Below are 22,690 nucleotides of genomic sequence, written 5' to 3'. Positions count from 1 at the left end.
CATGGTTTGCTGACGGTTACTTGTAGGCACGGGTGTCGGCAACAGGAGCCGCTTTCTGCGCAGCAACGGAGCTATCTGATCTGAGCCAGGCCGGAATTTTCAGCAGGGCGTAAATGGCCGTAACCCCAGTGACCATGGCTGCTATTACTTTCAGTACAGAGCCGTCCGTACTCAGCAGACCGAGACCGGAGAACATGGCGTAGAGCCCAATCAGCATGATGACAATGATCCAGCAGGCATACCTGGCATACTTCCAGTGCGTGATATCCACTTCCTGGGTATGCACCTGGATATAGGGCGTGGCCAGGGGCTTGAGGTAACGCACCAGTAGCATGATGCCGAACATCAGCGCGAAGTTGACGCCCACCAGGTGCAGCCAGTTCAGCTTGATAAAGCCCAGATCATCCTTGAGCACGAAGTGGGTGATATAGAAGAAAATCATGCCAAAGGGCAGGGCGATATAGCCGGCCAGGGCAGGCGTTCTTTTCGACAGAATGCCCATCATCACGACCGCCAGAATCGGCACATTGATCACCGCCATGATGGTTCGCATCAGCGTATAAAGGCCATCGGCCGTGGCCACAAAGGGCGCGATCATAATGCACACCACTATGGTCGCCAGGCCAAACACCCGCCCGACCCGCACGGTCTGTGCATTGGAGGCCGTCTTGTTGATGTACTGCTTGTAGATATCCAGGCTTGCCAGGGTCGACAGGCTGTTGACGCCGCTGTTAAACGAGCTCAGTACGGCACCGAAGAGCACGGCGCCAAAGAAACCGCTCAGCCAGCTGGGCAGAACTTCGCGCACCAGCACCGGATACGCCATATCCTGCGCCAGTATGACCTGGCCGTTGGCGAGCACTTCCTTGACGGGAATATTGATCATGCCTTTCTGGTGCATGTGCCAGGCAATGATACCCGGCAATACCAGCATGGCCACGCCGAACACCTTCATCGCCGCGGCCGCCAGTACGCCTTTCTGCCCCTCGGCCAGGTTCCTGGCGCCCAGGGTGCGCTGAATAATCGCCTGGTTGGTGCACCAGTAGAACAAGTTGATCAGAAGGATGCCGCTGAACAGCGTATGCCAGGGAATTGCCGCCTCGGCGCCAATACCGGCGGCCTGCATGCGCTCAGGCGATTCGCTGATCAGTATCTGGAAGCCCGCTGCCATGCTGCCATCCCCCAGGTGCATCAGCGCCAGCACAGGTACCAGAAAGCCACCCAGCAGTAGCCCAACGCCGTTAACGGTGTCGGACACCGCCACCGCTTTCAGACCTCCGAACACCGCATAGATACCACCGACAACCCCCAGAGTCACCACCATAATCCAGGTGGTGACGGTATCGGATGTACCGAACACTGAGTTCAGATCAAACAGTTTGCTTAGCGTGATGGAGCCTGCGTAGAGCACAAATGGCAGAAAACCGATGACGATGGCGTACAGAAAAATACTGGATGCCACCAGGCGCATGCGCTTGCCAAAACGGTCTTCCAGAAACTGGGGCACCGTCGTGATACCGCCTTTGAGAAAGCGCGGCAGGAAAATCAGCGCAAAGGCGATCATCGCCACCGCCGCCACCGTTTCCCACGCCATCACGCTGGCACCCCTGGAAAAGGCGTTGCCATTGAGGCCGGTGAGCTGTTCGGCGGAAATATTGGTCAGGAACAGGGAGCCTGCGATCACATACCAGGGCAGGCTGCGTCCGGCGAGGAAATAGCCAGTTTCGTGGCTTAGGTCTTCGTCCCGGGTCTTGTAGTAGGAGATAACAGCTACTAGCAGGGTAAATCCGAGGAAGGAGATAATAGCAAACATGCTTGCCTCCAGAACTGAGTTCTTATCGTTGTTATGTTCTGCCGCCGATCCGATGATCGCACGACCAGAGTGCCATGATTACAGACCTGCCCGGGTGGCGTGAATGTAATAAGAGCACCGATGCATGTACAAAACGAAACCTGCTGAATTTCCTGCTACCCAGTCGTGACGCTAACGCCGGGCGACAGTCAGAACCCACCTTTACCAAACTTTACAGTGTCGTAACCCAAGTTTGCAGGCCAATACCGGATACTGGACTCATCAAAACGCGTCATATCAAACACAGCAGGAGAGACACCATGCGCAAGCCCATGATGATAGTTCTGACCACCCTGGCTCTGGCCGGCACCGCAAGCGGACTGGCAATGGCCCACGGCAAGGGCGGTGACAATGACGAGCGGCAGCAGCGCCACCAGGAGAAACGCCTGGAACACATGAGTGAAAAGCTTGGACTGAGTGAAGAGCAGCGTGCCCAGATGAAAGAACTCATGGCTGCACCCGCCGACCGCAAGGCAGACCGGGACGAGAAACGTGACCTGCAGCGTCAGATCCGTGAACTGGATACGGCGGCTGCCGATTACAATCAGCGCCTTGATGGCCTGATCGAACAGGCACAGCAGCAGCTCGGCGAGCAGATTCGCGAGCGCCAGGCCAAACACCAGGCCATGCAGAATATCCTCACCGACGAGCAGGAAACAAAACTCGCTGAAATGATCCAAAAGCGCATGGACAAGATGGAGCACCATGGACGCCACGGCGGTGAACGTGACAAGGGCTGGTGAGCACCCGACCAAAAAAACCTTTGCGGCCCCGCCGGGGCCGGCTTTTTACTTTTTAAGACCCTCGCGAGGGGCAGGCTGAAACCCTGCTCACCCCTCGTATCAGGACGACCGGGATCCTAATATGTTTGCAACTTTACTGAAAAAACTGCATGTTCTGCTGCGTGGCAGTGCCTTGCCGCCGCCGCGACCTGCAGCAAGGCCCGGCACTTCTTCGCCAAGAGCCGACCGCTGGCAACAGGCCGCCTGAACCTGGAACATAGCGTCGAGAAAGAACAGGGTTAACATCTGCAACGCCATGAACAGAGTGATGAAAAGATACCTGACTGCGGCACTGCTGCTCCTGAGCCCCGCGCTCAGCTCCCTCGCACAGGCCAATACATTCGTTTGCGACCCGCAGGATCTGCAGGGTCACTACAGCCGTGATCCGGCCTTTTCCGATCACGGAGCCTTGTTGCGCATGCAGTATCTGGCGCCGACGCAAGAATCACACAATCGGGCTCTGAACGACTGGGCCACAACGGACAGGCTGCAGTCCAGTCCCGACTCTGAGTCTAGCCCGCGCTTGCCCCAGTCCAGCGCCTGCCCACCCGAGCTGGTGCCACCGCAGAATCAAAGCCCGCAGCCGCGGCAAGCCCCCGAGCGCGTCTGGCTTTAGCCCTCGTTATTAATTAACAGCAAGAGCCGCACTCAGCTCAGGGGCGGCCCGTGCCAGACCCTTCGGAATCAAACACCAACACTACAGCTGCTACCCCAGAATGACGGGGTATTCGGCGACGCCTTGGGTGTCGGTATCAATAAACAGTGTCTGACCGGCAGGCTCCGCGGCAATCTGTGCCTCAGACAGGCCCTGGGTCGCCGAGGTGACATAAAGCCGCTGCAGGTCTGCTCCGGCGAAAGCCGGGCAGGTGACATGCTGCGTGGGCGTCGCAATCGCCTGGAGAAACTCACCTGCCGGGGAATACTGGGCAACACGCGCAGCGCCCCATTGGGCGATCCACAGATTGCCGGCGGCATCACAGACAGCACCGTCTGGATTCAGGTTTTCTGGGCGCAGATCCAGCAGCATCTGCCGCTCGCCCACCGGCCAGCCATGCAGCGGCTCCAGCGGCTGACGCCAGATAATCTGCTCCACCGTATCGGTGTAGTAGGCACAGCTCTTGTCCGGCGCAAAGCAGATGGCATTGGTGATCGAGACCCTATCCACCAGCAAGCGCAGTTCGCCCCGGTAATAGCGGTAGATGGCGCCGGCACCTCGCTCGGCCTGCTTGCCCATGGTGCCTATCCAGAAACCACCGCAGGGATCCGCGCGGCCATCGTTGGAGCGTGTCACTCTATTGTCGGCCTCCAGCGCCACCAGCGGCGTCTGGGCGCCAGTCACCAGATCAAAGCGCAGCAGCGCCGTTTCACTGGCGATCAGCAGCGTATCGAGGTCCACCCAGCCGGCAGCCGATACATACTCGGCAAAATGCCACTGCTGCAATTGTTCGCCGTCGCGGCAATAGAGCGTCTTGCCGGTAATATCAAACCAGAACAGCTGCCCGCGCAGTGGATGCCACAGCGGCCCTTCACCCAGGCCACAGGACGTCGCATCGTAAACCTGCATCATGATGCGAGGGCGCTGTCGTAGGCTTCGACCATTTCCAGCGCCAGCGCCCGTACGTCGGCGGCACTGCGACCGGGCTTGTAGAGCGCCGAACCTATGCCAAAGCCCTGGGCGCCGGCGGCGATCCACTGGGCGAAGTTTTCGCTACTGGCGCCGCCAACGGCATACACCGGCACCGCCGCCGGCAAAACCGCACGCATCGCCGCCACACCGGACGGGCCAATGATCGAGGCCGGGAAGAACTTCAGGCCATCGGCGCCAGCGTCCAGAGCTGCGAAACACTCACTGGGCGTAAATACGCCCGGATAAGACAGCATACCCCTATCCTTGGTGGCGCGGATAACGTCCAGATTGCAGTTGGGAGAAATGATCATTTGGGCGCCAGTCTGGGCCACGGCATCAACATCATCACAGCTCAGTACGGTACCGGCTCCAAATATCGCCTGACCTTCAAAGGCCCGTATCATGCGGGAAATACTGTCCAGCGGCTGGGGCGAGTTCAGCGGTACTTCGATCTTGGTAATACCCGCCTCGATCAAGACGCCTGCAATGGCCTCGGCTTCACTAGGCTGAATACCGCGTAATATCGCAATCAGTTCGCGTTCTTGCATTTTAAACTCCGATCGTTTGCTGATAAGCGGCGTGCAAACCCTTGAGGGTCAGTGCCTCGCCGTCGTGAATCTCACTTTGGGCGCCAAGCTGCTCGAGTGCGGTGGCGTAGTGACGACCCAGCGTCGTCGCGCCGATAATGGCCACCGGCTGGCCTTCCCAGTAGGCTCTGGCCGCTGCCAGTTCAAGACCGATAACATAGCCGGACAGACGCGCCCGGGCGGTTTCAGGAGCCAGTTCCGCCAGCAGGGCTTCGGCACGCAGTGAAAATAACCGCGCCGAGATACCCGCCGGACTCGCCAGCGCCAGGTCAATGGCGTCGGCGAAGGCCGTATCATCCCAGCCCTGGCTGCCAACTGAGTGACGCAGTACCGACTGGCCGGCCAGCAGTGCATAAAGTTCGCCGGTCATGAATGTCTGGAAGGCTGTAACCTGGCCGTTGCGCACCCGCGCCCACTTGCTGTGGGTGCCAGGCAAGCAAACGACCCCTTCAAATCCGGGATGAGCGGCCAGAAGGCCGGCGACCTGGGTTTCTTCACCGCGCATCACATCGGCGGGGCTGAGCTGCTTGAGCCCAGGGCACAGGTACACCGCAATGCGGCTATCGGTCACGGGCACGCTCATTAGCTCTCCGGCCGGAGCACAGGGCACGGCCCTGTAGGCCGCTTCCACCCAGCCCTGGCGGGCACCCACCATGCCACAGGCAACCACCGGGGTGGCTCGGCCAGGGCTTAGCCAGTGACCGACGTCGGCCAGCAGAGCAGCTTCGAACTGGTGCGGTGCCAGGCTCCCCATGCCCTTGTCACTGCTGGTGCTAGCCAGGGTTATGCCATCGTCCGTCATGGCCCAGGCACGCATCCGGCTGGTGCCCCAGTCGACCGCTATCCAGTCGCCATGGTTTTCAGTGCTGTTGCTGTTGCTGTTGCTGTTGCTGGTGTTGTTGTCGGTGTTATTCATCCGGTTACCACCACGCCGCCGTCCACCACCATGGCCTGACTGGTCATCATGCGACTGGCCCGGGAGGCCAGAAACAGGGTCGCGTCGACAATATCCTGCGGCACCAGATGTTCCTTCAGGCACTGGCGCTCCAGATGCGCCGCCAAACCGTCAGGCGTGGCCCACATATCGAGCTGCTTCTGGGTCAGCACCCAGCCCGGCAGCAGCGTATTCACGCGAATGCCATCGGGGCCCAGCTCCCGCGCCAATCCTCGCGTCAGGCCGGTAATCGCGGCCTTGGAGGCAACATAACCCGGATAGCCGGCATTACCCATCATGTAGGAAATGGAGGAAAGGTTGATGATCGAGCCGCCACCCAGCGCCTTCATGCCGGGAGCCACAGCCTGGGCGCTGAAGAAGTGCGGTCGCAGGTTAACGGCCATGGCGTTGTCCCAGTCCTGCGGCGTGTACTCCTGCAGCGAATGACGCGCATCGTTGGCGGCATTGTTCACCAATACCGAAATGTCGCCATGGGCACTGGCCGCCTGTTCCAGTGCAGCCTGCAGCGCCGCCACATCGGAGATGTCACACTGGATAAACAGCGGCGCAACACCGTGTTTTTGCTGCATCTCGTTCACAAAACCGGTCGCATCCGAGCGTTGTACAAAGGCGACTTTTGCACCCTGTTCGATAAAGCCTTCGGTCAGGGCTGCGCCTATGCCGGCACCACCACCGGTTATGAAAACGCTGGCACCCTTAAGGTCATGAAAACTAACAAATTCGGACATCAGTGGCTCTCCCGCGTAACAGGGCGGGTGTCTTTACCCACCAGAAAATCGAGGTCAGCGCCGCGGTCGGCCTGCATGACATGATCGATATACAGCTTGGCGTAACCGCGGCTGTAGTGCGGTGCCTCCGGCGTCCAGTCCTTGCGCCGCGCTTCCAGCTCGGCCTCGCTGACCTTGAGTTCCAGCACGCCCTCCTTCGCATTGAGGCGAATCATGTCGCCGGTTTTTACCAGCGCCAGCGGGCCACCTGCATTGGCCTCGGGGGCCACATGCAACACCACAGTGCCAAAGGCAGTGCCGGACATGCGGGCATCCGATACGCGCACCATATCGCGCACACCCTTTTCCACCAGGCAACGCGGAATCGGCATATTGCCCACCTCCGGCATGCCCGGATAACCCTTGGGCCCGCAGCCCTTGAGCACCAGCACGGTATTTTCGTCGACCGGCAGGTCGGGGCGATCGATATTTGCTTTCAAATCTTCAATACTTTCAAACACATAGGCTGAACCCTCGTGATCCAGCAGGTGATCAGAGGCAGCCGAGGGCTTGATGATGGCGCCGTTGGGCGCCAGATTGCCGCGCAGCACCCGCAGGCCCGCCGCGGGCTTGAGCGGTGCATCGAAGCTGCGGATGACGTCGCTGTTAAAACACTGGGCACCGTCGGAATAGGCCGAGATATCCTTGCCCAGCACCGTATTGGCCGGACGCAGATGGCCCGCCAGCTCCTTCAAAACCACCGGCATACCGCCGGCGTAGCAGAAATCTTCCATCAGGTACTTGCCCGACGGCATGCAGTTCACCAGCAGCGGGATATCACCGCCGAGTTCGAAGTCTTTCAGCGACAGGTCGATCTCGGCACGCCCGGCAATCGCCAGCAGGTGCACCACCGCATTGGTGGAACCGCCCACCGCCGCGTTGGCCAGGATGGCGTTTTCAAGGCTCGCCTTGGTCAGCACCCTGGACATGCACAGGTCTTCCTCCACCATCTCGACAATGCGCTTGCCGGTCAGGTGCGCCAGGGCCGCCCGACGGGCATCCACCGCCGGCAGCGCCGCATTGGTGGGCAGGCACAGGCCCATGGCTTCCACCAGGGAGGCCATGGTCGAAGCCGTGCCCATGGTCATGCAGACACCGGCGGAGCGGCTCATGCCGGCCTCGGCCGCCATGAAGTCCTGCAGTGACATATCGCCTGCGCGCACGCTCTCGGAAAATTTCCATACGTCGGTGCCGGAACCTATATTCTGGCCCTGCCACTTGCCATTCAGCATGGGGCCGGAGGACACCACTATGGTGGGCAGGTCGACACTGGCCGCGCCCATCAGCTGACCCGGGGTGGTCTTGTCACAGCCTCCGAGCAGCACCACACCATCAATGCCGTAAGCGCGGATGCTTTCTTCCACATCCATGGCCAGCAGGTTGCGAAACAGCATGGCGGTGGGCTTCATCTGGGTTTCCCCCAGAGACATCACCGGGAACTCCACCGGAAAACCACCGGCTTCCCAGACGCCGCGCTTGACCACTTCGGCCAGCGCCCGCAGGCCGGAGTTGCAGGGCGTCAGCTCGGACCAGGTATTGCAGATACCAATGATCGGGCGGCCATCGAAGGCGTGATCGGGGAAGCCCTGATTTTTCATCCAACTGCGGTGAATGAAACCATCACGGTCCTGCTTGCCATACCAGGCCTGGGAGCGGCGGGTTTTCTTGGTTGTCATAATTTTTACCTTCAATGACCCAAAGGGTCGCTGGGAATGCGATTGACTCGAGCACCGGCCCCTTCAGGCCTGTAAACGAGCGTCACATCACCGTATTCTTGTGTCGTTTCGCTCCGAAACTAGTTTCATATATTGGAACCAGGTTTCAACTATTGAAAATATGCGGGATTCAGCCTATGTTTGTCAACGCTGATTGCACAGTTTGGCACAATGAAATAATGAGGACGCTTGGATGACAGCAGCTAAAAACAGCGATGGCACGGTCGGCAAGGCGCTGGATTTGCTGGATAAGGTTGCCGCTATCGGACACCCGGTGCGCTTCAGCGAGCTGCTGGCCGACAGTGAACACCCCAAGGCCACGCTTTACCGTCTGCTACAGACCCTGACCAGCCAGGGCATGCTCAGCTACGACCCCGACAGACAGCTCTACAGTCTGGGTGTGCGGCTGGTAAAACTGGCGCACGCCGCCTGGCGGCAGTCGTCCCTGGCACCCATTGCACGGCCGTTTCTGGATGAGTTGTCAAACAAGCTGGGGGAAACCGTGCATCTGGCGCAGCTGGATCACGGCCAGGTGCTCTACCTGGACAAACGCAATCCGGCCAAGCCGCTGATGATGTTTTCGGATGCAGGCAAGATAGGCCCGGGATACTGCACCGGTGTTGGCAAGGCCATGCTGGCCTTTCTCGAGGACAGCACACGCGAGCAATGCATCAAGCAGCAAGCCTATCACCGCTACACGGCCCACACGCTGACATCGGCCGAGGCGCTGCGCACTGAGCTGGACGAAATCCGTATCCAGGGCATCGCCTTCGACCGGGAAGAGCATGAGCCCAATATCATCTGCATCGCCGCCCCCATACTTTCCGGCAGCGACAGGGTCCTCGGTGGCCTCTCCATCACGACGTCCATGCAGCGTTACACCTTGCTGACACTGGAAGAACTCAAGCCGGACCTGCTCGAAACGGCCCGCAAAATAGGCGAACAGGCCGATCTCTGGCAGTTCCCGGAATTACAGGCGTAGTGCTCGCAGCACAGGTTTGAAATACCGGGAACGGCCCCAACCATGCCCGTCGCAAAGGTGGCTTTAGTGTCGAAAACAGAAGTTTTTGGTTACCTGAAAAGCGGCGCAGCGGTGCAGCGTCACTGGCTGCGCCAGGGCCGACTGCGGGCCGCCATTCTGACCTATGGCGCCACTCTGCAGGACCTGCGGCTGGAAGGCGCTGCCCACCCACTGGTGCTGGGCGCCAATGAACTTGAGCCCTACCTGGGCGACATGAGCTATTTCGGTGCCAACGTCGGCCGGGTCGCCAACCGCCTGGCCGGCGGCCAGGTTCAGATTGATGGCAACAAGCATGTACTACAGCTGGATGCGGGGGAAAAGCACCTGCTGCACGGTGGCCAGGATGGCCTGCATACCCAGCTGTGGCGCATCATTCAGGCGGACGACGCCCGCATCACGCTGGGTCTTAGGCTGGCCGATGGTCATATGGGCTTTCCTGGCAATCTGGATATACGCCTGAGCTATCGCATTATTGCGCCTGCGACACTGCAGCTGGAGATCGAAGCCCGCACTGATGTCGCCACCCTGTGCAATATCGCCCACCACAGCTATTTCAACCTCGATGGCAGCCCGGATATTCTGGATCACCAGCTGCAGATCGACGCCCAGCACTACCTGCCGGTGGACAGCGAACTGATTCCCAGCGGCGAGATCGCCCCCGTTCAGGGCTCCCGCTTTGATTTTCGCAACGCCCGACCGCTACGCAGCACCGAGCCCTGCCTGGGTTATGACCACTGCTTTTGCCTGTCCCGCGCAGTACAGCCCCTGCGCCCGGTTGCCCGCCTCTACAGCCCCAAGTCCGGCATCCGCCTGCGTCTGGACACCACCGAGCCCGGCCTGCAGATCTACGATGGCGGCCATATCAATGCACCGGCACAGCACAGCATCAGCCAGGCAGCCTACGGCCCCCACGCAGGCCTGGCCCTGGAAGCCCAGCGCTGGCCCGATGCGCCCCATCATCCGGCCTTTCCATCCATTGCCCTGGCGCCTGACGAGCTATACCGGCAAACCACTGCCTGGCATTTCGAAGGGCCAGCCTGAGCACCATAAAGGGCCGGGTTAATAGGCGCCTTCCACCAGGTTAGTTGGCGTACCTTTGACGAATTGCTCGATATTGTCCATCAGCTGATCGGCGAGAGCCTGCTGGGCCTCGTCGGACGCCCAGGCGACATGGGGTGTGAGGATCACATTCCCACGGGTCGCAACACGCATCAGTGGACTCTCGGCAGACGGCGGTTCCTCCAGGGTGACATCGAATCCCGCACCGCTGATCAGCCCCTCATCCAGCGCACGAACGAGGTCTTCTTCCACCACCAGCCCGCCACGGGCGGTGTTGATAATCAGCGGACAACGCTGCATGGCACGAAACTCCGGCAGGGCAATCATGCCGCGGGTTTGTGGTGTAAGCGGACTGTGCAGCGTGATGATATCGCTTGTCGCCAGGACCTCGTCCCAGGGCGTGTACAGCCTGCCAAAGCCGCTCCTGCCCTTGTGCGCCGCAAACAGCGGCACCATGCCGAAGGCGCGCGCAATCTCGGCGACGCGCTGACCGAGCACGCCCTCGCCGATGATTCCCAGCCGCGCCCCGGCCAGGTCGTGTATCGCGTGATTAAAAAAGCAGAACTGACCCGATTTCTGCCATTCGCCTGCGATAACGTCCTCGCGGTACGCCACTATATTGCGACGCAACGCCAGCATCAGCGCGAAGACATGCTCCGGCACTGTATTCACCGCGTAGCCTCGGATATTCACGACGGCGATGCCGCGACGCTGGCAATAAGCCTTGTCGACACAGTCGGTACCGGTCGCGGCAACCGCGATCAGGCGCAGGCCTGGAAGCTGCTCCAGCTCGGCGGCCCCCAGTCGAACCTTGTTGGTGATCGCAATCGTTGCGCCCGCCAGTCGCTCAACCACCTCCTCGGGGCGGCTGCGGTCGTACTCGATCAGTTCGTGCTCGAAGGCGGGCCGGCGCAGGCCGACCTGCGGCGCTATGGTCGAACGGTCCAGAAAGATGATTCTGTGCATGGGAATTCGTCTCCGCAGTAAGTTCAGAGGTGGCGTTTAGCCGCTGCGACTATGGCCGCAGGGGTGATACCAAAGTGTTCAAACAACTGCTCAGCCGGGCCGGACAAGCCAAAGCCCGCCATGCCGACAAAGTCACCCCGGCTCCCCAGATACTGATCCCAGCCGAAGCGTACCGCCGCTTCAATGCCGATGCGCACCGTACCCGACCCCAGCACTGCCTCACGGTAGGCCTGGCTCTGGGCGTCAAAGAGTTCCCAGCAGGGCATCGATACGACGGCGGTCGGCACACCCTGGGCCTGCAATTGCGCCCGCGCCTCAACCGCAAGCGCGACCTCGGAGCCGGTCGCCAGCAGGGTAACGACACGCGGGCCGCCTTCGGCCTCGGTGAGCACGTAGGCACCACGGCGCACCCGGTTTTCGGCAACATGGGAATGGCGTACCAGCGGCAGCGCCTGGCGGGCAAACACCAGACTGCACGGGCCGCTGCGGTGCTCCAGCGCGACCTCCCAGCACTCAGCAGCTTCAACCACATCGGCAGGACGCATCAGCAGCATATTGGGCATCGCCCGCAACGAGGCCAGAATCTCGACGGGCTGGTGCGTGGGACCGTTGGTCCCGACACCGATGGAGTCGTGGCTGAAGACAAACTTCACCGGCAACGCCATCAGCGCGGCCATGCGCATCGCCGGGCGTTCATACTCGGAGAACGCCAGATAGGTCACCGCAAGCGGAATAACACCGCCATGCGCCGCCAGGCCATTAGCCATAGCCCCCATCAGGTGCTCCCGTACACCACAGTGAACATAAGCCCCCCCGCGGTTATCGGCCGTAAAAGCCGCCAGACTGCGTTTGTGAGAGGTCGGTGCCTCGAGGTCGGCGCAGCCGACAATACGCTCGGGCAGTATCGCCGCGAGCAGGTCATTGATCTCGGCGGATGCATGAATTCCAGGCTTAGCCTCGGCCTCGCTCACAGCACGGCTTTTGTAGGCCTGCAGCAGCTCGCGCCAGCCCTGGGGCAGGTCACCCGTCTGGATGCGCTCGAACTCGGCCCGCTCGGCGGCGGGCAGCGCGGCAAGCCGGGCTTGCCAGGCTGCGTGTTCACCCAGAGAGCCTTGACCGGCATCGCGCCAGGCGGCCAGAGTTTCGTCCGGCACAACAAAGGGCGCATGGGGCCAGTCGAGCAGCTCCCGCGCGGCATCGGCATCCTCGGCGTAAAGCCTGGCACTGTGCCCCCCGCGCTGCCCCTGCACCCGCGCCAGGCCAGATCCAATAACGGTTCGGCAGGCGATCAGCGACGGGCGAGGGTCCTTCTTCGCCAGTGCGATGGCCGCGACCACTGCCTCTATATCATGGCCGTCAACCTCGATAACGTGCCAGTGGGCCACGCGAAAGCGCTCGGCAACGTCCTCGCTGATCGACAGCTCGGTGCTGCCATCGTCGGTAATGCGGTTGTGATCCCAGCACAGTATCAGTTTGCCCAGCTGCAGGTGCCCGGCCAGCGAAATCATCTCCTGGCCAATACCCTCCTGCAGACAGCCGTCACCGACAAAGGCGTAGGTATGGTGATCGACCAGCCCGGTTCCGAACCTTGCACTCAGGTTCGCCTCGGCGACGGCCATGCCAAAGGCATTGGCAATACCCTGACCCAGCGGACCTGTGGTGACCTCGATACCAGCGGCCGGATCGATCTCCGGATGGCCGGCGCACAGCGACCCCAGCTGGCGAAAGCGCTTGATTTCATCAAGACTGAGGTCGGCGTAACCGCTCAGGTAGAGCAACGTATACAGCAACATTGAACCGTGCCCGTTCGACAGCACAAAACGGTCCCGGTCGGCCCAGGTCGGGTCCGCCGGGTTGTACTTCAGATGCCGCGTAAAAAGCGCTGTGGCAATTTCAGCCATGCCCAGGGGCACGCCTTGGTGGCCTTCTCCCGCCCGCACTATGGCGTCGATGGAAAGAAAGCGAATCGCGTGGGCCAGAGGCTGCAGATTTTCCGGCGTCATGACAAAGACCTCCCGGACGCCTTCCGCGGGGAAGGCGTCGATACTAGTGATGTTCTTGTATTTCAAAATGTTATGGCTGCGCCGCACAGGCCTGAGCCCGCGAGCGGCGGACTAGCGCACCCCGTTCAGGGCGTAGTAGCTGCGGATGACCTGGCTGTCATCGGCACGGCCATCACCACGCCCGGAGGTAGCAAGAAAGAGCTGATGCGCCGCAGCGGCAAGCGGCAGCGCCGCCCTGGTCTCGCTCCCGGCCTCCAGCACTATCCCCAGGTCCTTGACGAAGATGTCCACTGCACTGGTGACATCGGGCTCTGACTGCAGCATGCGCGGCCCACGGTCCTTCAACATCCAGCTCGATGCCGCCGAGCCGCCCATGATGTCCAGCAAGACCTCCAGATCCACACCGACCTTGGCCGCCAGGGCAAAGGCCTCGGCCACGGCCGCGATATGCACGCCGCAGAGTAACTGGTTGACCGTTTTCACCATGGCACCCTGACCCGGCCGCTCGCCGACATGAAACAGCCGCTGCCCCATGGCCTGGAAAAGCGGCTGCATCTCATCAAAGGTGGCGCGCTCAGCGGCGGCCATAATGGTCAGAGACCCCGCCACGGCACCGGCCACACCGCCCGAGACGGGCGCGTCGACAAATCGATGGCCCGCAGCGACCACCAGGTCCGCAATGCGCTCAACCGCCCCGGGAGGACAGGTGGCCATCAGGCAAACAATCGCACCCGCGTTCAGTTCCGCCAGGGCCCCGTCGGCGATCAGCACCTGCTCGGCCTGGGCGGCATTGACCACCATCAAAATCAGGATATCGACAGCCCCCATGGCCCCGACGCCGGGGCCCACAGACTCACCACCGGCCGCATGGAGCGCGTCAAGCGCCTGGGGGTTCAGATCAATTCCCCGCACGCGAAAGCCGCTGGCAAGCAGATTTTTGGCCATGGGCAGGCCCATCGCGCCGAGTCCGGCGAATGCAATCGTCTTCATGGTTTAACCTTTTCGAGAACGAAGCCCCCGCGAGCACGGGGACTTTTTCGTGATGTTAGTAGAGGGTGAATGCAGGCACGAAGGAAATCAGCCCCAGAACCGTGATGGCCATCAGATAGAAGGGCCAGAGTTCGCGGGTAATTTTCCCCACAGGCTCGCCGGAGATGGCCGCAGAGATAAACAGCGTCGTACCGACGGGCGGCGTGAAGAGTCCAATGCTGAGATTGACCGCCATCATGATGCCGAGCTGAATCAGATCCAGGCCAATGGCATTGCCGATCGCCACAAAGGTCGGCCCCAGCAGCAGGATCGCGGCGGGCAGGTCGAGGAACATGCCGATCATCAGCATGATCAGGTTCATCATCAGAATGATCATCACCGGCGACTCGAGCGTATGGAGCGCCCAGTCGGCGACAGCGGTCGGTATGGCTTCCACCGTGAGGACGTAGCCCACCAGATTGGAGGCCGCGATCACCAGCATGACCACCCCGGTCGTCACCGCGGTATGAATCAGGGCGTCATAGAGGCGGCGCACTGTGAGGTCACGGTACAGCAGCGCGCTGACCATCAGCCCATAGGACACCGCCAGCACACTGACTTCGGTTGGCGTTGCGATGCCCGCCCGCAGCAGCACAACGATGAAAGCCGGCATGGCCAGCGCCGGGGCTGCATTGAGGGTGGCCCGCAGAATGTCGCGCAGGGTCACTTTTGCGGTCAGCCGCTTGAAACCGCGCAGGCGCCCCGAGAGGTAGCAGATGAGCATGAAACCGGAGCACAGCAGCAACCCGGGCAGGATACCCGCAAGGAAGAGCGCGGCGATCGACTGGTTGGAAATGGTCGCGAAGATGATCAGCGGGATCGACGGCGGAATAAGCCCGGCGATGACCGAAGACGACGCTGTCGCCGAAGCCGCGAACGCCGCCGGATAGCCTTCACGTTTTTGCCAGGGAATCAGCATGGAGCCCAGCGCCGAGGCCTCGGCTACCGCCGAACCCGATACGCCGCCGAAGATGGTCGAACCAACCACAGTGACCTGCCCCAGACCGCCGTGAAACCGGCCGACCAGGGTAGTGGCGAAGTGGATCAGTCGCTTTCCAAGGGTGCCTCCCATCATCAGGCTGCCGGAAAGCATAAAGAACGGAATCGCCAGTAACGGAAAACTCTGGGTGGGCTGAAAGATCTTCACAACGGCGATGACGCTCGGCATTCCTCCCAGGGTAATCGCCGCCAGCCCCGCACTGATAACCAGCGCATAGCCAACCGGTACCGCCAGTACCAGCAGAGCAGCAAACACCAGAATCATCAAAAGAGTCATACATCCTCCTCAATATGATGTCTGCGCACGGCGAGTGGATCACTTGCCTGCAGCAGACGCACGAAGGTGGTCAGCGCGGTTATCCCCAGTCCGGTAAAGCCCACTATCAGGGCCAGGTACGCCCAGCGCGCGGCAATCCCGGTCACCGGGTACACCTCTGAGCCGGTAATCGCGACCACATCGAGGCCGACCCAGGCGAGGTAGAAGAAGGTCGCCAGTACCAACACCTGCTGAGCGAGCAACAGCACCCGGTTGCCGGTGCGGCTCAGCAGGGCATTGAGCGCCGTGACGGCGATGTGCTGACCGCGCTGGGCCGCCAGCACAACACCGCTCATGACCAGCCAGGGGAACAGGAGATTGGGCATCTCGGTGGGCCAGCCCATACCCTGGTTAGTGACGTAGCGGACGATCACCTCGGCCATCAGGGAGACAAACATGATGACGAGGGACGAGATCGCGATCACCGAACTGGTGACCACGATCACATCATCGACCCACTTCACCACCAGAGCTGTGGCGCCGATTCTGGCCACAGGAATGGGTGAGTGGGTCGTCATCATTGCTTGCCAGCCTCCGCAACGATCAGTGCCACCAGTTCAGGATATTGCTCAGCCCACTTGTCATAGACCGGTTTGGTTTGCTGTATGAAGGGTGCCTGGTTCACTTCGTTGATCACCACTCCGGCATCCGTCAACTTCATGCGCAGATCGGCATCCGCGGCCAGCGACATCTCGCGGTTCAGCGTGCCCGCTTCGACGGCCGCCTCGCGCACGGCTTGCTGATCTTCCTTGGACATCTGGTCCCAGATCATCTTGCTGGCCAGCAGTGGCGTAGTTTCGTACTTGTGCCCCGTGAGGGAAATGTACTTTTGCACCTCATGCAGCTTGGACGAGTAGATATTCATCAACGGGTTCTCCTGGCCATCGAAGACACCCTGCTGCAGGGCGATATAAAGCTCGGAGAACGCCAGCGGTGCCGGATTCGCACCCAGGGAATTGAAGATATCGAGGGTGACAGGGTCCGGCGGCGTACGCAGCTTGATACCGGCCAGATCTTCAGGCGTGCTGATCGGCCGGGTGTTGTTGCTGACGTGACGGATGCCGTTGTCCCACAGCGCCAGCAATACCAGTCCTTTGCCATTGGCCAGTTCATCGAGCTTGTCACCCACCGGGCCGTCAACCACCTGGTAGGCGTGCTCCAGGTTGCGGAACAGGAAGGGCAGGCCCAGCGCTGCAAACTCCGGCACCACACCAGAGGTCGTGCCCTGGGAGTTGGCGCTAAAGGCCATGGTTCCCAGGCGCATGTTGGTGAGTGACTCGGCGTCGTCGCCGTACTGGGCACTACCCTCGACTTCGACCTTGATCCGGCCTTCAGTCTTTGCTTCCACCAGTTCGGCGAACCTCAGCGAGGCTTCCGCCTTGGGGTTGCCGGGCGCCGCGTTGTGCGACAGACGCAGCACCTGCTCCGCCCAGAGAGGGGATGCCGTCAGGGCCAGAGTTGCTGCAATTGCGATCAGTGATTTTTTCATGAGTATTTCCTTGTTTTTCTTTTAATGGACTCAGGGTGTCACATTGACACTGTTAAAACTTGAATTGGCAGTTCAAATAAAACGACCGCTCAAGCATCAGCCGTGGATAAGCATGCCTCCATTGACGTCGATAACCGCGCCGGTGATGTAGGACGACAGTCCGGACGACAGAAACAGATAGGTGCCGGCGACATCATCCGCGCTCCCCATGCGATGCAGTGGGATGCCGGCGATAATGTCGGCCATCTTGTCGTCGGCGATCTTGCCGGCATTGATATCCGTCTGAATCAGACCCGGCGTGACGCAATTCACACGGATGCCATTGGGGCCGAATTCCCGCGCCATTGCCTTTGCCAGACCCAGCACACCGGCCTTGGCCGCCGAGTAATGCGGTCCGCCGAGGATGCCGCCGCCGCGCTGAGCCGACACCGAAGACATGCAGGTGATAGCCCCCGACTGCTGGCGCTTCATCTGCGGTATCACCGCCTGAGACAGGTACAGCACGCCGCGCAGGTTGACGTCCAGCACGCGGTCCCAGCTCGCCGCATCAATTTCCAGCGTCTTCACCGGCTGCGTGATACCGGCGTTGTTGATCAGAATGTCGATCTGGCCAAATTCGGCCACGGCGCGCTCGGCGGCCTGTTCGCAGGCAGCCTTGTCCGTTACGTTGCAGCCGTAGCCGCGATGTTCAGGACCAATGGAGGCTGCAGCCTGGGCCGCGGCCGACTCATCGAGGTCCAGAATCACGACCCTGGCGCCATGACGGGCAAACAGCTGTGCCGTGGCTATCCCGATGCCCCGCGCCGAGGCGGCGCCGGAGATCAGTGCGACCTTGCCCTGCAGTAGAAGCGAATGGTTCATATTGTCGTCCTGTTATTGTTGTCTTCAGTGTGCCGCGGCCCTATAGGCTCAGCCGAGCCAGCCTTTAAGGGTCTCGGTCATCACGCTGGTGGAAATTCCGTATCGGTCATGCAGGGTTGGCAACGCGCCTGCATCCAGGAAGGCATCAGGCAGCGCAATCTGACGGAACGGAGAGCTGATGCCGGCACGCAGCAGTTCGGTCGCGACCGCCTCGCCGAGGCCGCCGATAGCCGAGTGGTTCTCGGCCACGACCACCAGTCGACCGCCGCGACCCGCCTCGCGCAGAATGGTCGCGGTGTCCAGGGGCTTGATCGTCGCCACGTGCAATACCGCCGCATCGATCTTGTCCCGTGCCAGTTCCCGGGCAACCTCAAGTGCGCGCATCGTCATGATCCCGGAGGAGATAATCAGCACATCGCGACCGTCACGCAGCAGCTTGGCCTTGCCCAGTTCGAACTTGTAATCGTATTCGTCCAGCACCAGGGGCACCTGACCGCGCAACAGGCGCATATAGACAGGCCCATCGTGCTCCGCCACCGCAGGCACCATCTGTTCAATCTCCAGCGCATCGCAGGGGTCAATCACGGTCATGCCTGGCATGGCCCGCATCAGCGCCAGGTCCTCTGCCGCCTGGTGACTGGGGCCGTAGCCGGTGGTCAGCCCGGGCAGTGCGCAGGCGATCTTGACGTTCAGGCCCTCTTCGGCAATGGCCTGATGCATGAAGTCGTAGGCACGGCGGGTGGCAAAGACTGCATAGGTGGTGACGAAGGGCATAGCCCCCTCATGAGCCAAGCCGGCCGCCGCCCCCATCAACAGCTGCTCGGCCATGCCCATCTGATAGAAACGCTCGGGACAGGCCTGGGCGAAAATGTGCAAATCGGTGTACTTGGCCAGATCCGCCGTCATGCCGACGACCTCCGGACGCCGGGCAGCCAGCTCAACCAGCGCATGACCAAAAGGGGCCGACTGCGTGCGCTGACCTTCGCTGGCGATAGACGCAATCATGGCCGAGGTTTTCAGTTTGGGTTTCTGGACATTGGTGTTCATGCGTTCCTCCCGGCATCCAGTGCTGTGAGAGCAAGCTGCCATTCGTGTTCGTCGACGCGGATAAAATGATTCTTCTCGCGGGCTTCGAGGAAGGGAACGCCGCAGCCCATCCGGGTATCAGCGATGATCATGCGCGGCTTGGTACCGGTGTAGCTGCGCGCAGCGTCAAAGGCCGCTATGACCGCATCCAGATCATTACCGTCGATGCGTTGCGTAAACCAGCCGAAGGCTTCCATCTTGTCGACCAAGGGCTCAAATGCCATCACCTGCCCCGACGGGCCGTCCGCCTGCTGATTATTGACATCGACGATGGCGATCAGATTATCGAGTTTCCAGTGCGCGGCCGACATCAACCCCTCCCAGACCGCACCCTCGTCGAGCTCGCCATCGGAAAACAGCGTGTAGACGAAGGACTTAGACGCCTTGCGCTTGAGGCCCAGACAGCGGCCGACGGCGATGGTCAGCCCCTGGCCCAGCGAGCCCCCGGACATTTCCATGCCCGGCGTGTAGCTGGCCATGCCGGACATCGGCAGGCGGCTGTCATCACTGCCGTAGGTTTCGAGTTCTTCCTGGGGAATGATGCCTGCGTCGATCAGCGCTGCGTAGAGCGCGATGGCATAGTGACCATTGGATAGCAGAAAGCGGTCACGCTCTTCCCATTCTGCATCGCCGGGCTTGAAACTCATGGCGCGACCGTAGGCCACCGCCAGCACATCGGCGATATCGAGCGCCTGTCCGATGTACCCCTGTCCCTGTACTTCCCCCATCAACAGTGCATTGCGGCGGATGCGGTAGGCGCGCTCGGCAAGCTCGGCGCGGGCTTCTTTTAGACTTGTGTCCACGCGGTTCTCCTTGGTTACAACCGTCTCCAGTTTCGAGCACGGCTGATACGTCATTTCGACCTTTCGGATTATTCCCGCCGGCTGACCTTGCAGCTGCTCGGCGAGTGATAACCAGACTATTCCCTTGAACAAGTGCGCTCAAACGAATTAATCTGGCCGATAGGTGAACTGAGTTCAGGTGAATAATGCGATGCAAAATAGAGTCCCGATCAAGGCTGTACAGGCATTCGAAGCCGCTTCCCGGCTGTCGTCCTTCGCACTTGCAGCAGAAGAACTCTTCGTAACACCCTCTGCAATCAGCCATCAAATCAAGCTGCTGGAAGAGCAATTTGGGGTGCGACTCTTTCATCGAGTGCATAGAGCCGTGGTGCTGACCGATGCCGGTCGCCGCTATGCCGAGGAGGTAACCGCCGCCTTTTCCCGCATCGATATGGCAACGCGGGAGCTCGGGCGCACGGCACGCAGCGACATCCTGACCGTGCATTCGACGCCCAGTTTCGCCTCACAGTGGCTGATGCCCCGCATCGCGCGTTTCAGCGCACACCACCCGGACATAGACGTCAGGCTCAACGCTTCCCACGAACCGACCGACCTGCTCACCCAGGGGGTGGATATCGATATCCGCTACGGCATGCGCCGGCTGCAGCCGGCCGGCACCATGGTGATACCTTTTCCGCCCGAAACCATAGTGCCTTTGTGTGCACCTGAACTGGCGGCAGGCGAGCACCCGATTCGCTCGGTGGAGGATCTGCGCCACCACACGCTAATTCACAGCGAAGTTTGTATGGTCAGCTGGCGCGACTGGTTGCGCCAGCACCGCAAGGTACAGTTCGACATCTCGCGCGGTCCGCGCTTCGACCGTTCCTTCATGGCCATCAGTGCTGCGGTGGATGGCATGGGGGTGCTACTGGACAGCCTGCGGCTGGTACAGCGCGAACTTCAGACCGGCCGGCTGGTGGCACCACTCGGCCTCAAGGGGCCCAAGGTGCATGGCTATACGTTTAATGTCCTCAAGGCCCAGGCGGACCTGCCGAAAATCCGCAGTTTTCAGGACTGGCTGCTGGCGGAGCTGGACAAAGACGCGAACTGAGCGCGGCCCAGTTCGCGTTTATAGCCCCAAACGACAGGCGAAAAAAATGCGGACATTTCTGTCCGCATTTCTGTTTCGCTGTCTACTGAGTCGAGATCAGTCGGTGCGCTCGAAGATCAGATCCCAGACGCCATGGCCGAGTTTCTCGCCACGGTTCTGGAACTTGGTCACCGGGCGAAAATCGGGCTGGGGCGAGAACTCGCCGGCACCTGCGCTGTTGCAGTAACCGTCCGCCGCCGACATGACTTCCATCATGTGCTCGGCATAGTTTTCCCAATCGGTGGCCATATGGAACTGACCGCCGACCTTCAGCTTGCTGCGCACAGTCTGGGCAAAGGCCGCCTGCAGGATACGGCGCTTTTTGTGCTTTTTCTTGTGCCAGGGATCAGGGAAGAACAGCTGCAGACCATCGAGGCTGCCATCGGGGATGCACTGTGCCAGCACTTCCACAGCATCTTCGGCGTAGACCCGAATGTTTGTAAGCCCTTCGGTGCGAACATTGTTCAGCAGGCGGCCGACACCCGGACGATGCACCTCGATACCGATGTAATTTTTCTCCGGCATCTGGCGCGCCATCTGCAACAGCGAATCCCCCATGCCAAAGCCGATTTCCAGCACCAGGGGGGCTTCGCGACCGAACAGGGCCGCAGGATCGATCATGCCGGCGGCGACCTCCAGCCCCAGCTCGGGCCAGGCTTCGTCCAGCCCACGCTGCTGGCCTTCGGTCATGCGCCCTGCGCGCAGGACAAAACTGCGCACGGCGCGCATCGGTTTCTGATCTTCAGTCATTCTCGGCTTACTTAGGTTAACGAGTTACAGATTTTGCGTGACGGCGGACGACCGGCTTGCCGGGCGCCCGCTGCTGCATTAGATAATGCCGTCCATGGGGGAAGACGCGCTGGCGTACTTCTTGCGCGGCATGCGGCCGGCCAGATAGGCCTCGCGCCCGGCTTCGATGGCCTTGCGCATGGCCGACGCCATCAGCAGCGGATCGCGGGCGCCGGCAATGGCGGTGTTCATCAGTACGCCTGCGCAGCCCATTTCCATGGCCAGAGCGGCGTCTGAGGCGGTGCCTACACCGGCATCCACAAGAATAGGCACATTGGCCGCTTCCATGATGAGACGAATGTTATGCGGGTTGAGGATACCCAGGCCCGAGCCAATCAGGGAGCCCAGCGGCATCACGGCGATGCAGCCCATCTCTTCGAGCTGCTTGGCAACGATGGGGTCATCATTGGTGTACACCATGACCTTGAAGCCATCCTTGACCAGCATCTCGGCACCCTTGAGGGTCTCGACGATATTGGGGTACAGGGTTTTCTGGTCGCCCAGCACTTCCAGCTTCACCAGGTCGTGGCCGTCCATCAGCTCGCGCGCCAGCTTGCAGGTACGCACCGCATCTTCAGCCGTGTAGCAACCGGCCGTATTGGGCAGGATGGTGTATTTTTCCGGCGAAACGGCGTCGAGCAGATTGGGCTCGTCGCGATTCTGGCCGATGTTGGTGCGGCGCACGGCAACCGTGACAATTTGCGCACCGCTGGCTTCGATCGCCCGGCGGGTTTCATCAAGGTCCCGGTATTTGCCGGTGCCTACCAGCAGCCTGGAACTGTACTCTTTGCCCGCGATAATCAGCGGGTCATGGCGTAATTGCTCTGACATTCCGTCTCCACCGTTCGTAGTGTA

The 22,690-nt window shown here is 60.9% G+C and carries 22 protein-coding genes; 5 read left to right on the top strand and 17 right to left on the bottom strand.

Going from position 1 to position 22,690, the window contains the following annotated elements; translation table 11 throughout:
- Window positions 1–16: 16 nt before the first annotated feature.
- Window positions 17–1,813 (bottom strand): solute:sodium symporter family transporter, encoded by a 1,797-nt coding sequence (locus tag A8C75_RS00525; RefSeq protein WP_067376589.1) that lies wholly within the window; start codon window positions 1,811–1,813, stop codon window positions 17–19.
- A 299-nt stretch (window positions 1,814–2,112) separates the two neighbouring features.
- Between A8C75_RS00525 and A8C75_RS00520 the strand changes: the two genes are divergently transcribed.
- Both A8C75_RS00520 and A8C75_RS00515 read left to right on the top strand, forming a co-directional pair.
- Window positions 2,113–2,595 carry a Spy/CpxP family protein refolding chaperone gene (locus A8C75_RS00520; RefSeq protein WP_067376587.1) on the top strand — a complete coding sequence of 161 codons (483 nt, stop codon included), beginning with the start codon at window positions 2,113–2,115 and terminating at the stop codon, window positions 2,593–2,595.
- A gap of 307 nt (window positions 2,596–2,902) precedes the next feature.
- The gene (locus A8C75_RS00515) at window positions 2,903–3,250 is read left to right on the top strand and encodes a hypothetical protein (RefSeq protein ID WP_067376584.1); all 348 of its coding nucleotides are present in this window, start codon (window positions 2,903–2,905) and stop codon (window positions 3,248–3,250) included.
- 90 nt (window positions 3,251–3,340) lie between these two features.
- On the opposite strand, the gene A8C75_RS00510 is transcribed toward A8C75_RS00515, so the two are convergent.
- The 5 genes from A8C75_RS00510 to A8C75_RS00490 are packed head-to-tail and all read right to left on the bottom strand — an operon-like array spanning window position 3,341 to window position 8,246.
- A complete protein-coding gene (locus A8C75_RS00510; RefSeq protein ID WP_067376581.1) occupies window positions 3,341–4,201 on the bottom strand; it encodes an SMP-30/gluconolactonase/LRE family protein in 861 nt (286 codons plus the stop codon).
- Entirely contained in the window at window positions 4,198–4,809 is a 612-nt protein-coding gene (locus A8C75_RS00505; RefSeq protein WP_067376578.1) for a 2-dehydro-3-deoxy-6-phosphogalactonate aldolase, read from the bottom strand. Before A8C75_RS00505 ends, A8C75_RS00510 begins: the two co-directional genes overlap by 4 nt.
- Before the next feature lies 1 nt (window position 4,810).
- The gene (locus A8C75_RS00500; RefSeq protein WP_084783606.1) at window positions 4,811–5,764 is read right to left on the bottom strand and encodes a 2-dehydro-3-deoxygalactonokinase; all 954 of its coding nucleotides are present in this window, start codon (window positions 5,762–5,764) and stop codon (window positions 4,811–4,813) included.
- Window positions 5,761–6,531 (bottom strand): SDR family NAD(P)-dependent oxidoreductase, encoded by a 771-nt coding sequence (locus A8C75_RS00495; RefSeq protein ID WP_067376576.1) that lies wholly within the window; start codon window positions 6,529–6,531, stop codon window positions 5,761–5,763. Before A8C75_RS00495 ends, A8C75_RS00500 begins: the two co-directional genes overlap by 4 nt.
- The gene (locus tag A8C75_RS00490) at window positions 6,531–8,246 is read right to left on the bottom strand and encodes an IlvD/Edd family dehydratase (RefSeq protein ID WP_067376573.1); all 1,716 of its coding nucleotides are present in this window, start codon (window positions 8,244–8,246) and stop codon (window positions 6,531–6,533) included. Before A8C75_RS00490 ends, A8C75_RS00495 begins: the two co-directional genes overlap by 1 nt.
- Window positions 8,247–8,478: 232 nt before the next feature.
- Between A8C75_RS00490 and A8C75_RS00485 the strand changes: the two genes are divergently transcribed.
- Together A8C75_RS00485 and A8C75_RS00480 are read left to right on the top strand one after the other, a co-directional pair.
- Window positions 8,479–9,267, top strand: a complete 789-nt coding sequence (locus A8C75_RS00485) for an IclR family transcriptional regulator (protein WP_067376570.1) — start codon at window positions 8,479–8,481, stop codon at window positions 9,265–9,267.
- A gap of 66 nt (window positions 9,268–9,333) precedes the next feature.
- Entirely contained in the window at window positions 9,334–10,347 is a 1,014-nt protein-coding gene (locus A8C75_RS00480; protein WP_227819795.1) for an aldose epimerase family protein, read from the top strand.
- 18 nt (window positions 10,348–10,365) lie between these two features.
- Here the strand turns inward: A8C75_RS00480 and A8C75_RS00475 are convergent, their stop codons facing one another.
- The 9 genes from A8C75_RS00475 to A8C75_RS00435 all read right to left on the bottom strand — a co-directional run bounded on the left by A8C75_RS00475 (window position 10,366) and on the right by A8C75_RS00435 (window position 19,917).
- Window positions 10,366–11,331, bottom strand: a complete 966-nt coding sequence (locus A8C75_RS00475) for a D-2-hydroxyacid dehydrogenase (RefSeq protein WP_067376565.1) — start codon at window positions 11,329–11,331, stop codon at window positions 10,366–10,368.
- A gap of 23 nt (window positions 11,332–11,354) precedes the next feature.
- Entirely contained in the window at window positions 11,355–13,334 is a 1,980-nt protein-coding gene (gene tkt / locus A8C75_RS00470) for a transketolase (RefSeq protein ID WP_067376561.1), read from the bottom strand.
- A 111-nt stretch (window positions 13,335–13,445) separates the two neighbouring features.
- Window positions 13,446–14,324, bottom strand: a complete 879-nt coding sequence (locus A8C75_RS00465; protein ID WP_067376557.1) for an NAD(P)-dependent oxidoreductase — start codon at window positions 14,322–14,324, stop codon at window positions 13,446–13,448.
- A gap of 55 nt (window positions 14,325–14,379) precedes the next feature.
- Window positions 14,380–15,639, bottom strand: coding sequence for a TRAP transporter large permease (locus A8C75_RS00460; protein ID WP_067376554.1), 1,260 nt, complete (start codon window positions 15,637–15,639; stop codon window positions 14,380–14,382).
- Window positions 15,636–16,199: a TRAP transporter small permease gene (locus tag A8C75_RS00455; RefSeq protein WP_227819794.1), complete on the bottom strand. Its 564-nt coding sequence runs from the start codon at window positions 16,197–16,199 to the stop codon at window positions 15,636–15,638. The genes A8C75_RS00460 and A8C75_RS00455 overlap by 4 nt, the downstream gene beginning before the upstream one ends.
- A complete protein-coding gene (locus A8C75_RS00450) occupies window positions 16,196–17,167 on the bottom strand; it encodes a TRAP transporter substrate-binding protein (RefSeq protein WP_067376551.1) in 972 nt (323 codons plus the stop codon). Before A8C75_RS00450 ends, A8C75_RS00455 begins: the two co-directional genes overlap by 4 nt.
- Window positions 17,168–17,263: 96 nt before the next feature.
- Complete coding sequence (locus A8C75_RS00445) at window positions 17,264–18,028, bottom strand: SDR family NAD(P)-dependent oxidoreductase (RefSeq protein WP_067376547.1); 765 nt, start codon at window positions 18,026–18,028, stop codon at window positions 17,264–17,266.
- Between the two features lie 48 nt (window positions 18,029–18,076).
- Window positions 18,077–19,075 carry a transketolase family protein gene (locus tag A8C75_RS00440; protein WP_067376544.1) on the bottom strand — a complete coding sequence of 333 codons (999 nt, stop codon included), beginning with the start codon at window positions 19,073–19,075 and terminating at the stop codon, window positions 18,077–18,079.
- On the bottom strand, window positions 19,072–19,917 hold the full coding sequence (locus tag A8C75_RS00435; protein WP_067376541.1) for a transketolase: 846 nt from the start codon (window positions 19,915–19,917) through the stop codon (window positions 19,072–19,074). The genes A8C75_RS00440 and A8C75_RS00435 overlap by 4 nt, the downstream gene beginning before the upstream one ends.
- A 190-nt stretch (window positions 19,918–20,107) precedes the next feature.
- Here A8C75_RS00435 and gcvA point away from each other — a divergent pair, with 190 nt between their 5' ends.
- Window positions 20,108–21,007, top strand: a complete 900-nt coding sequence (gene gcvA, locus A8C75_RS00430; protein ID WP_193788184.1) for a transcriptional regulator GcvA — start codon at window positions 20,108–20,110, stop codon at window positions 21,005–21,007.
- Window positions 21,008–21,103: 96 nt separating this feature from the next.
- On the opposite strand, the gene trmB is transcribed toward gcvA, so the two are convergent.
- Both trmB and A8C75_RS00420 read right to left on the bottom strand, forming a co-directional pair.
- Window positions 21,104–21,796 (bottom strand): tRNA (guanosine(46)-N7)-methyltransferase TrmB, encoded by a 693-nt coding sequence (gene trmB, locus A8C75_RS00425; protein WP_067376535.1) that lies wholly within the window; start codon window positions 21,794–21,796, stop codon window positions 21,104–21,106.
- 78 nt (window positions 21,797–21,874) lie between these two features.
- Window positions 21,875–22,666, bottom strand: a complete 792-nt coding sequence (locus A8C75_RS00420) for a thiazole synthase (RefSeq protein WP_067376532.1) — start codon at window positions 22,664–22,666, stop codon at window positions 21,875–21,877.
- Window positions 22,667–22,690: the final 24 nt, after the last annotated feature.

Origin of the sequence: Marinobacterium aestuarii (genome assembly GCF_001651805.1) — a bacterium.
GTDB classification, from domain to species: domain Bacteria; phylum Pseudomonadota; class Gammaproteobacteria; order Pseudomonadales; family Balneatricaceae; genus Marinobacterium_A; species Marinobacterium_A aestuarii.
Note: the sequence above shows the minus strand (reverse complement) of the source record. Positions and strands in the feature narration are given on the sequence as shown.

Bases quoted from the DNA above. Each gene is read 5' to 3' on its own strand.
- A8C75_RS00455 (WP_227819794.1), bottom strand. From the start codon at position 16,199: ATGATGACGACCCACTCACCCATTCCTGTGGCCAGAATCGGCGCCACA.
- A8C75_RS00440 (WP_067376544.1), bottom strand. From the start codon at position 19,075: ATGAACACCAATGTCCAGAAACCCAAACTGAAAACCTCGGCCATGATT.
- A8C75_RS00510 (WP_067376581.1), bottom strand. From the start codon at position 4,201: ATGATGCAGGTTTACGATGCGACGTCCTGTGGCCTGGGTGAAGGGCCG.
- A8C75_RS00500 (WP_084783606.1), bottom strand. From the start codon at position 5,764: ATGAATAACACCGACAACAACACCAGCAACAGCAACAGCAACAGCAAC.
- gcvA (WP_193788184.1), top strand. From the start codon at position 20,108: ATGCAAAATAGAGTCCCGATCAAGGCTGTACAGGCATTCGAAGCCGCT.
- A8C75_RS00460 (WP_067376554.1), bottom strand. From the start codon at position 15,639: ATGACTCTTTTGATGATTCTGGTGTTTGCTGCTCTGCTGGTACTGGCG.
- A8C75_RS00420 (WP_067376532.1), bottom strand. From the start codon at position 22,666: ATGTCAGAGCAATTACGCCATGACCCGCTGATTATCGCGGGCAAAGAG.
- A8C75_RS00505 (WP_067376578.1), bottom strand. From the start codon at position 4,809: ATGCAAGAACGCGAACTGATTGCGATATTACGCGGTATTCAGCCTAGT.
- A8C75_RS00490 (WP_067376573.1), bottom strand. From the start codon at position 8,246: ATGACAACCAAGAAAACCCGCCGCTCCCAGGCCTGGTATGGCAAGCAG.
- A8C75_RS00465 (WP_067376557.1), bottom strand. From the start codon at position 14,324: ATGAAGACGATTGCATTCGCCGGACTCGGCGCGATGGGCCTGCCCATG.
- trmB (WP_067376535.1), bottom strand. From the start codon at position 21,796: ATGACTGAAGATCAGAAACCGATGCGCGCCGTGCGCAGTTTTGTCCTG.
- A8C75_RS00485 (WP_067376570.1), top strand. From the start codon at position 8,479: ATGACAGCAGCTAAAAACAGCGATGGCACGGTCGGCAAGGCGCTGGAT.
- A8C75_RS00475 (WP_067376565.1), bottom strand. From the start codon at position 11,331: ATGCACAGAATCATCTTTCTGGACCGTTCGACCATAGCGCCGCAGGTC.
- A8C75_RS00445 (WP_067376547.1), bottom strand. From the start codon at position 18,028: ATGAACCATTCGCTTCTACTGCAGGGCAAGGTCGCACTGATCTCCGGC.
- A8C75_RS00450 (WP_067376551.1), bottom strand. From the start codon at position 17,167: ATGAAAAAATCACTGATCGCAATTGCAGCAACTCTGGCCCTGACGGCA.
- A8C75_RS00525 (WP_067376589.1), bottom strand. From the start codon at position 1,813: ATGTTTGCTATTATCTCCTTCCTCGGATTTACCCTGCTAGTAGCTGTT.
- A8C75_RS00495 (WP_067376576.1), bottom strand. From the start codon at position 6,531: ATGTCCGAATTTGTTAGTTTTCATGACCTTAAGGGTGCCAGCGTTTTC.
- A8C75_RS00515 (WP_067376584.1), top strand. From the start codon at position 2,903: ATGAAAAGATACCTGACTGCGGCACTGCTGCTCCTGAGCCCCGCGCTC.
- tkt (WP_067376561.1), bottom strand. From the start codon at position 13,334: ATGACGCCGGAAAATCTGCAGCCTCTGGCCCACGCGATTCGCTTTCTT.
- A8C75_RS00520 (WP_067376587.1), top strand. From the start codon at position 2,113: ATGCGCAAGCCCATGATGATAGTTCTGACCACCCTGGCTCTGGCCGGC.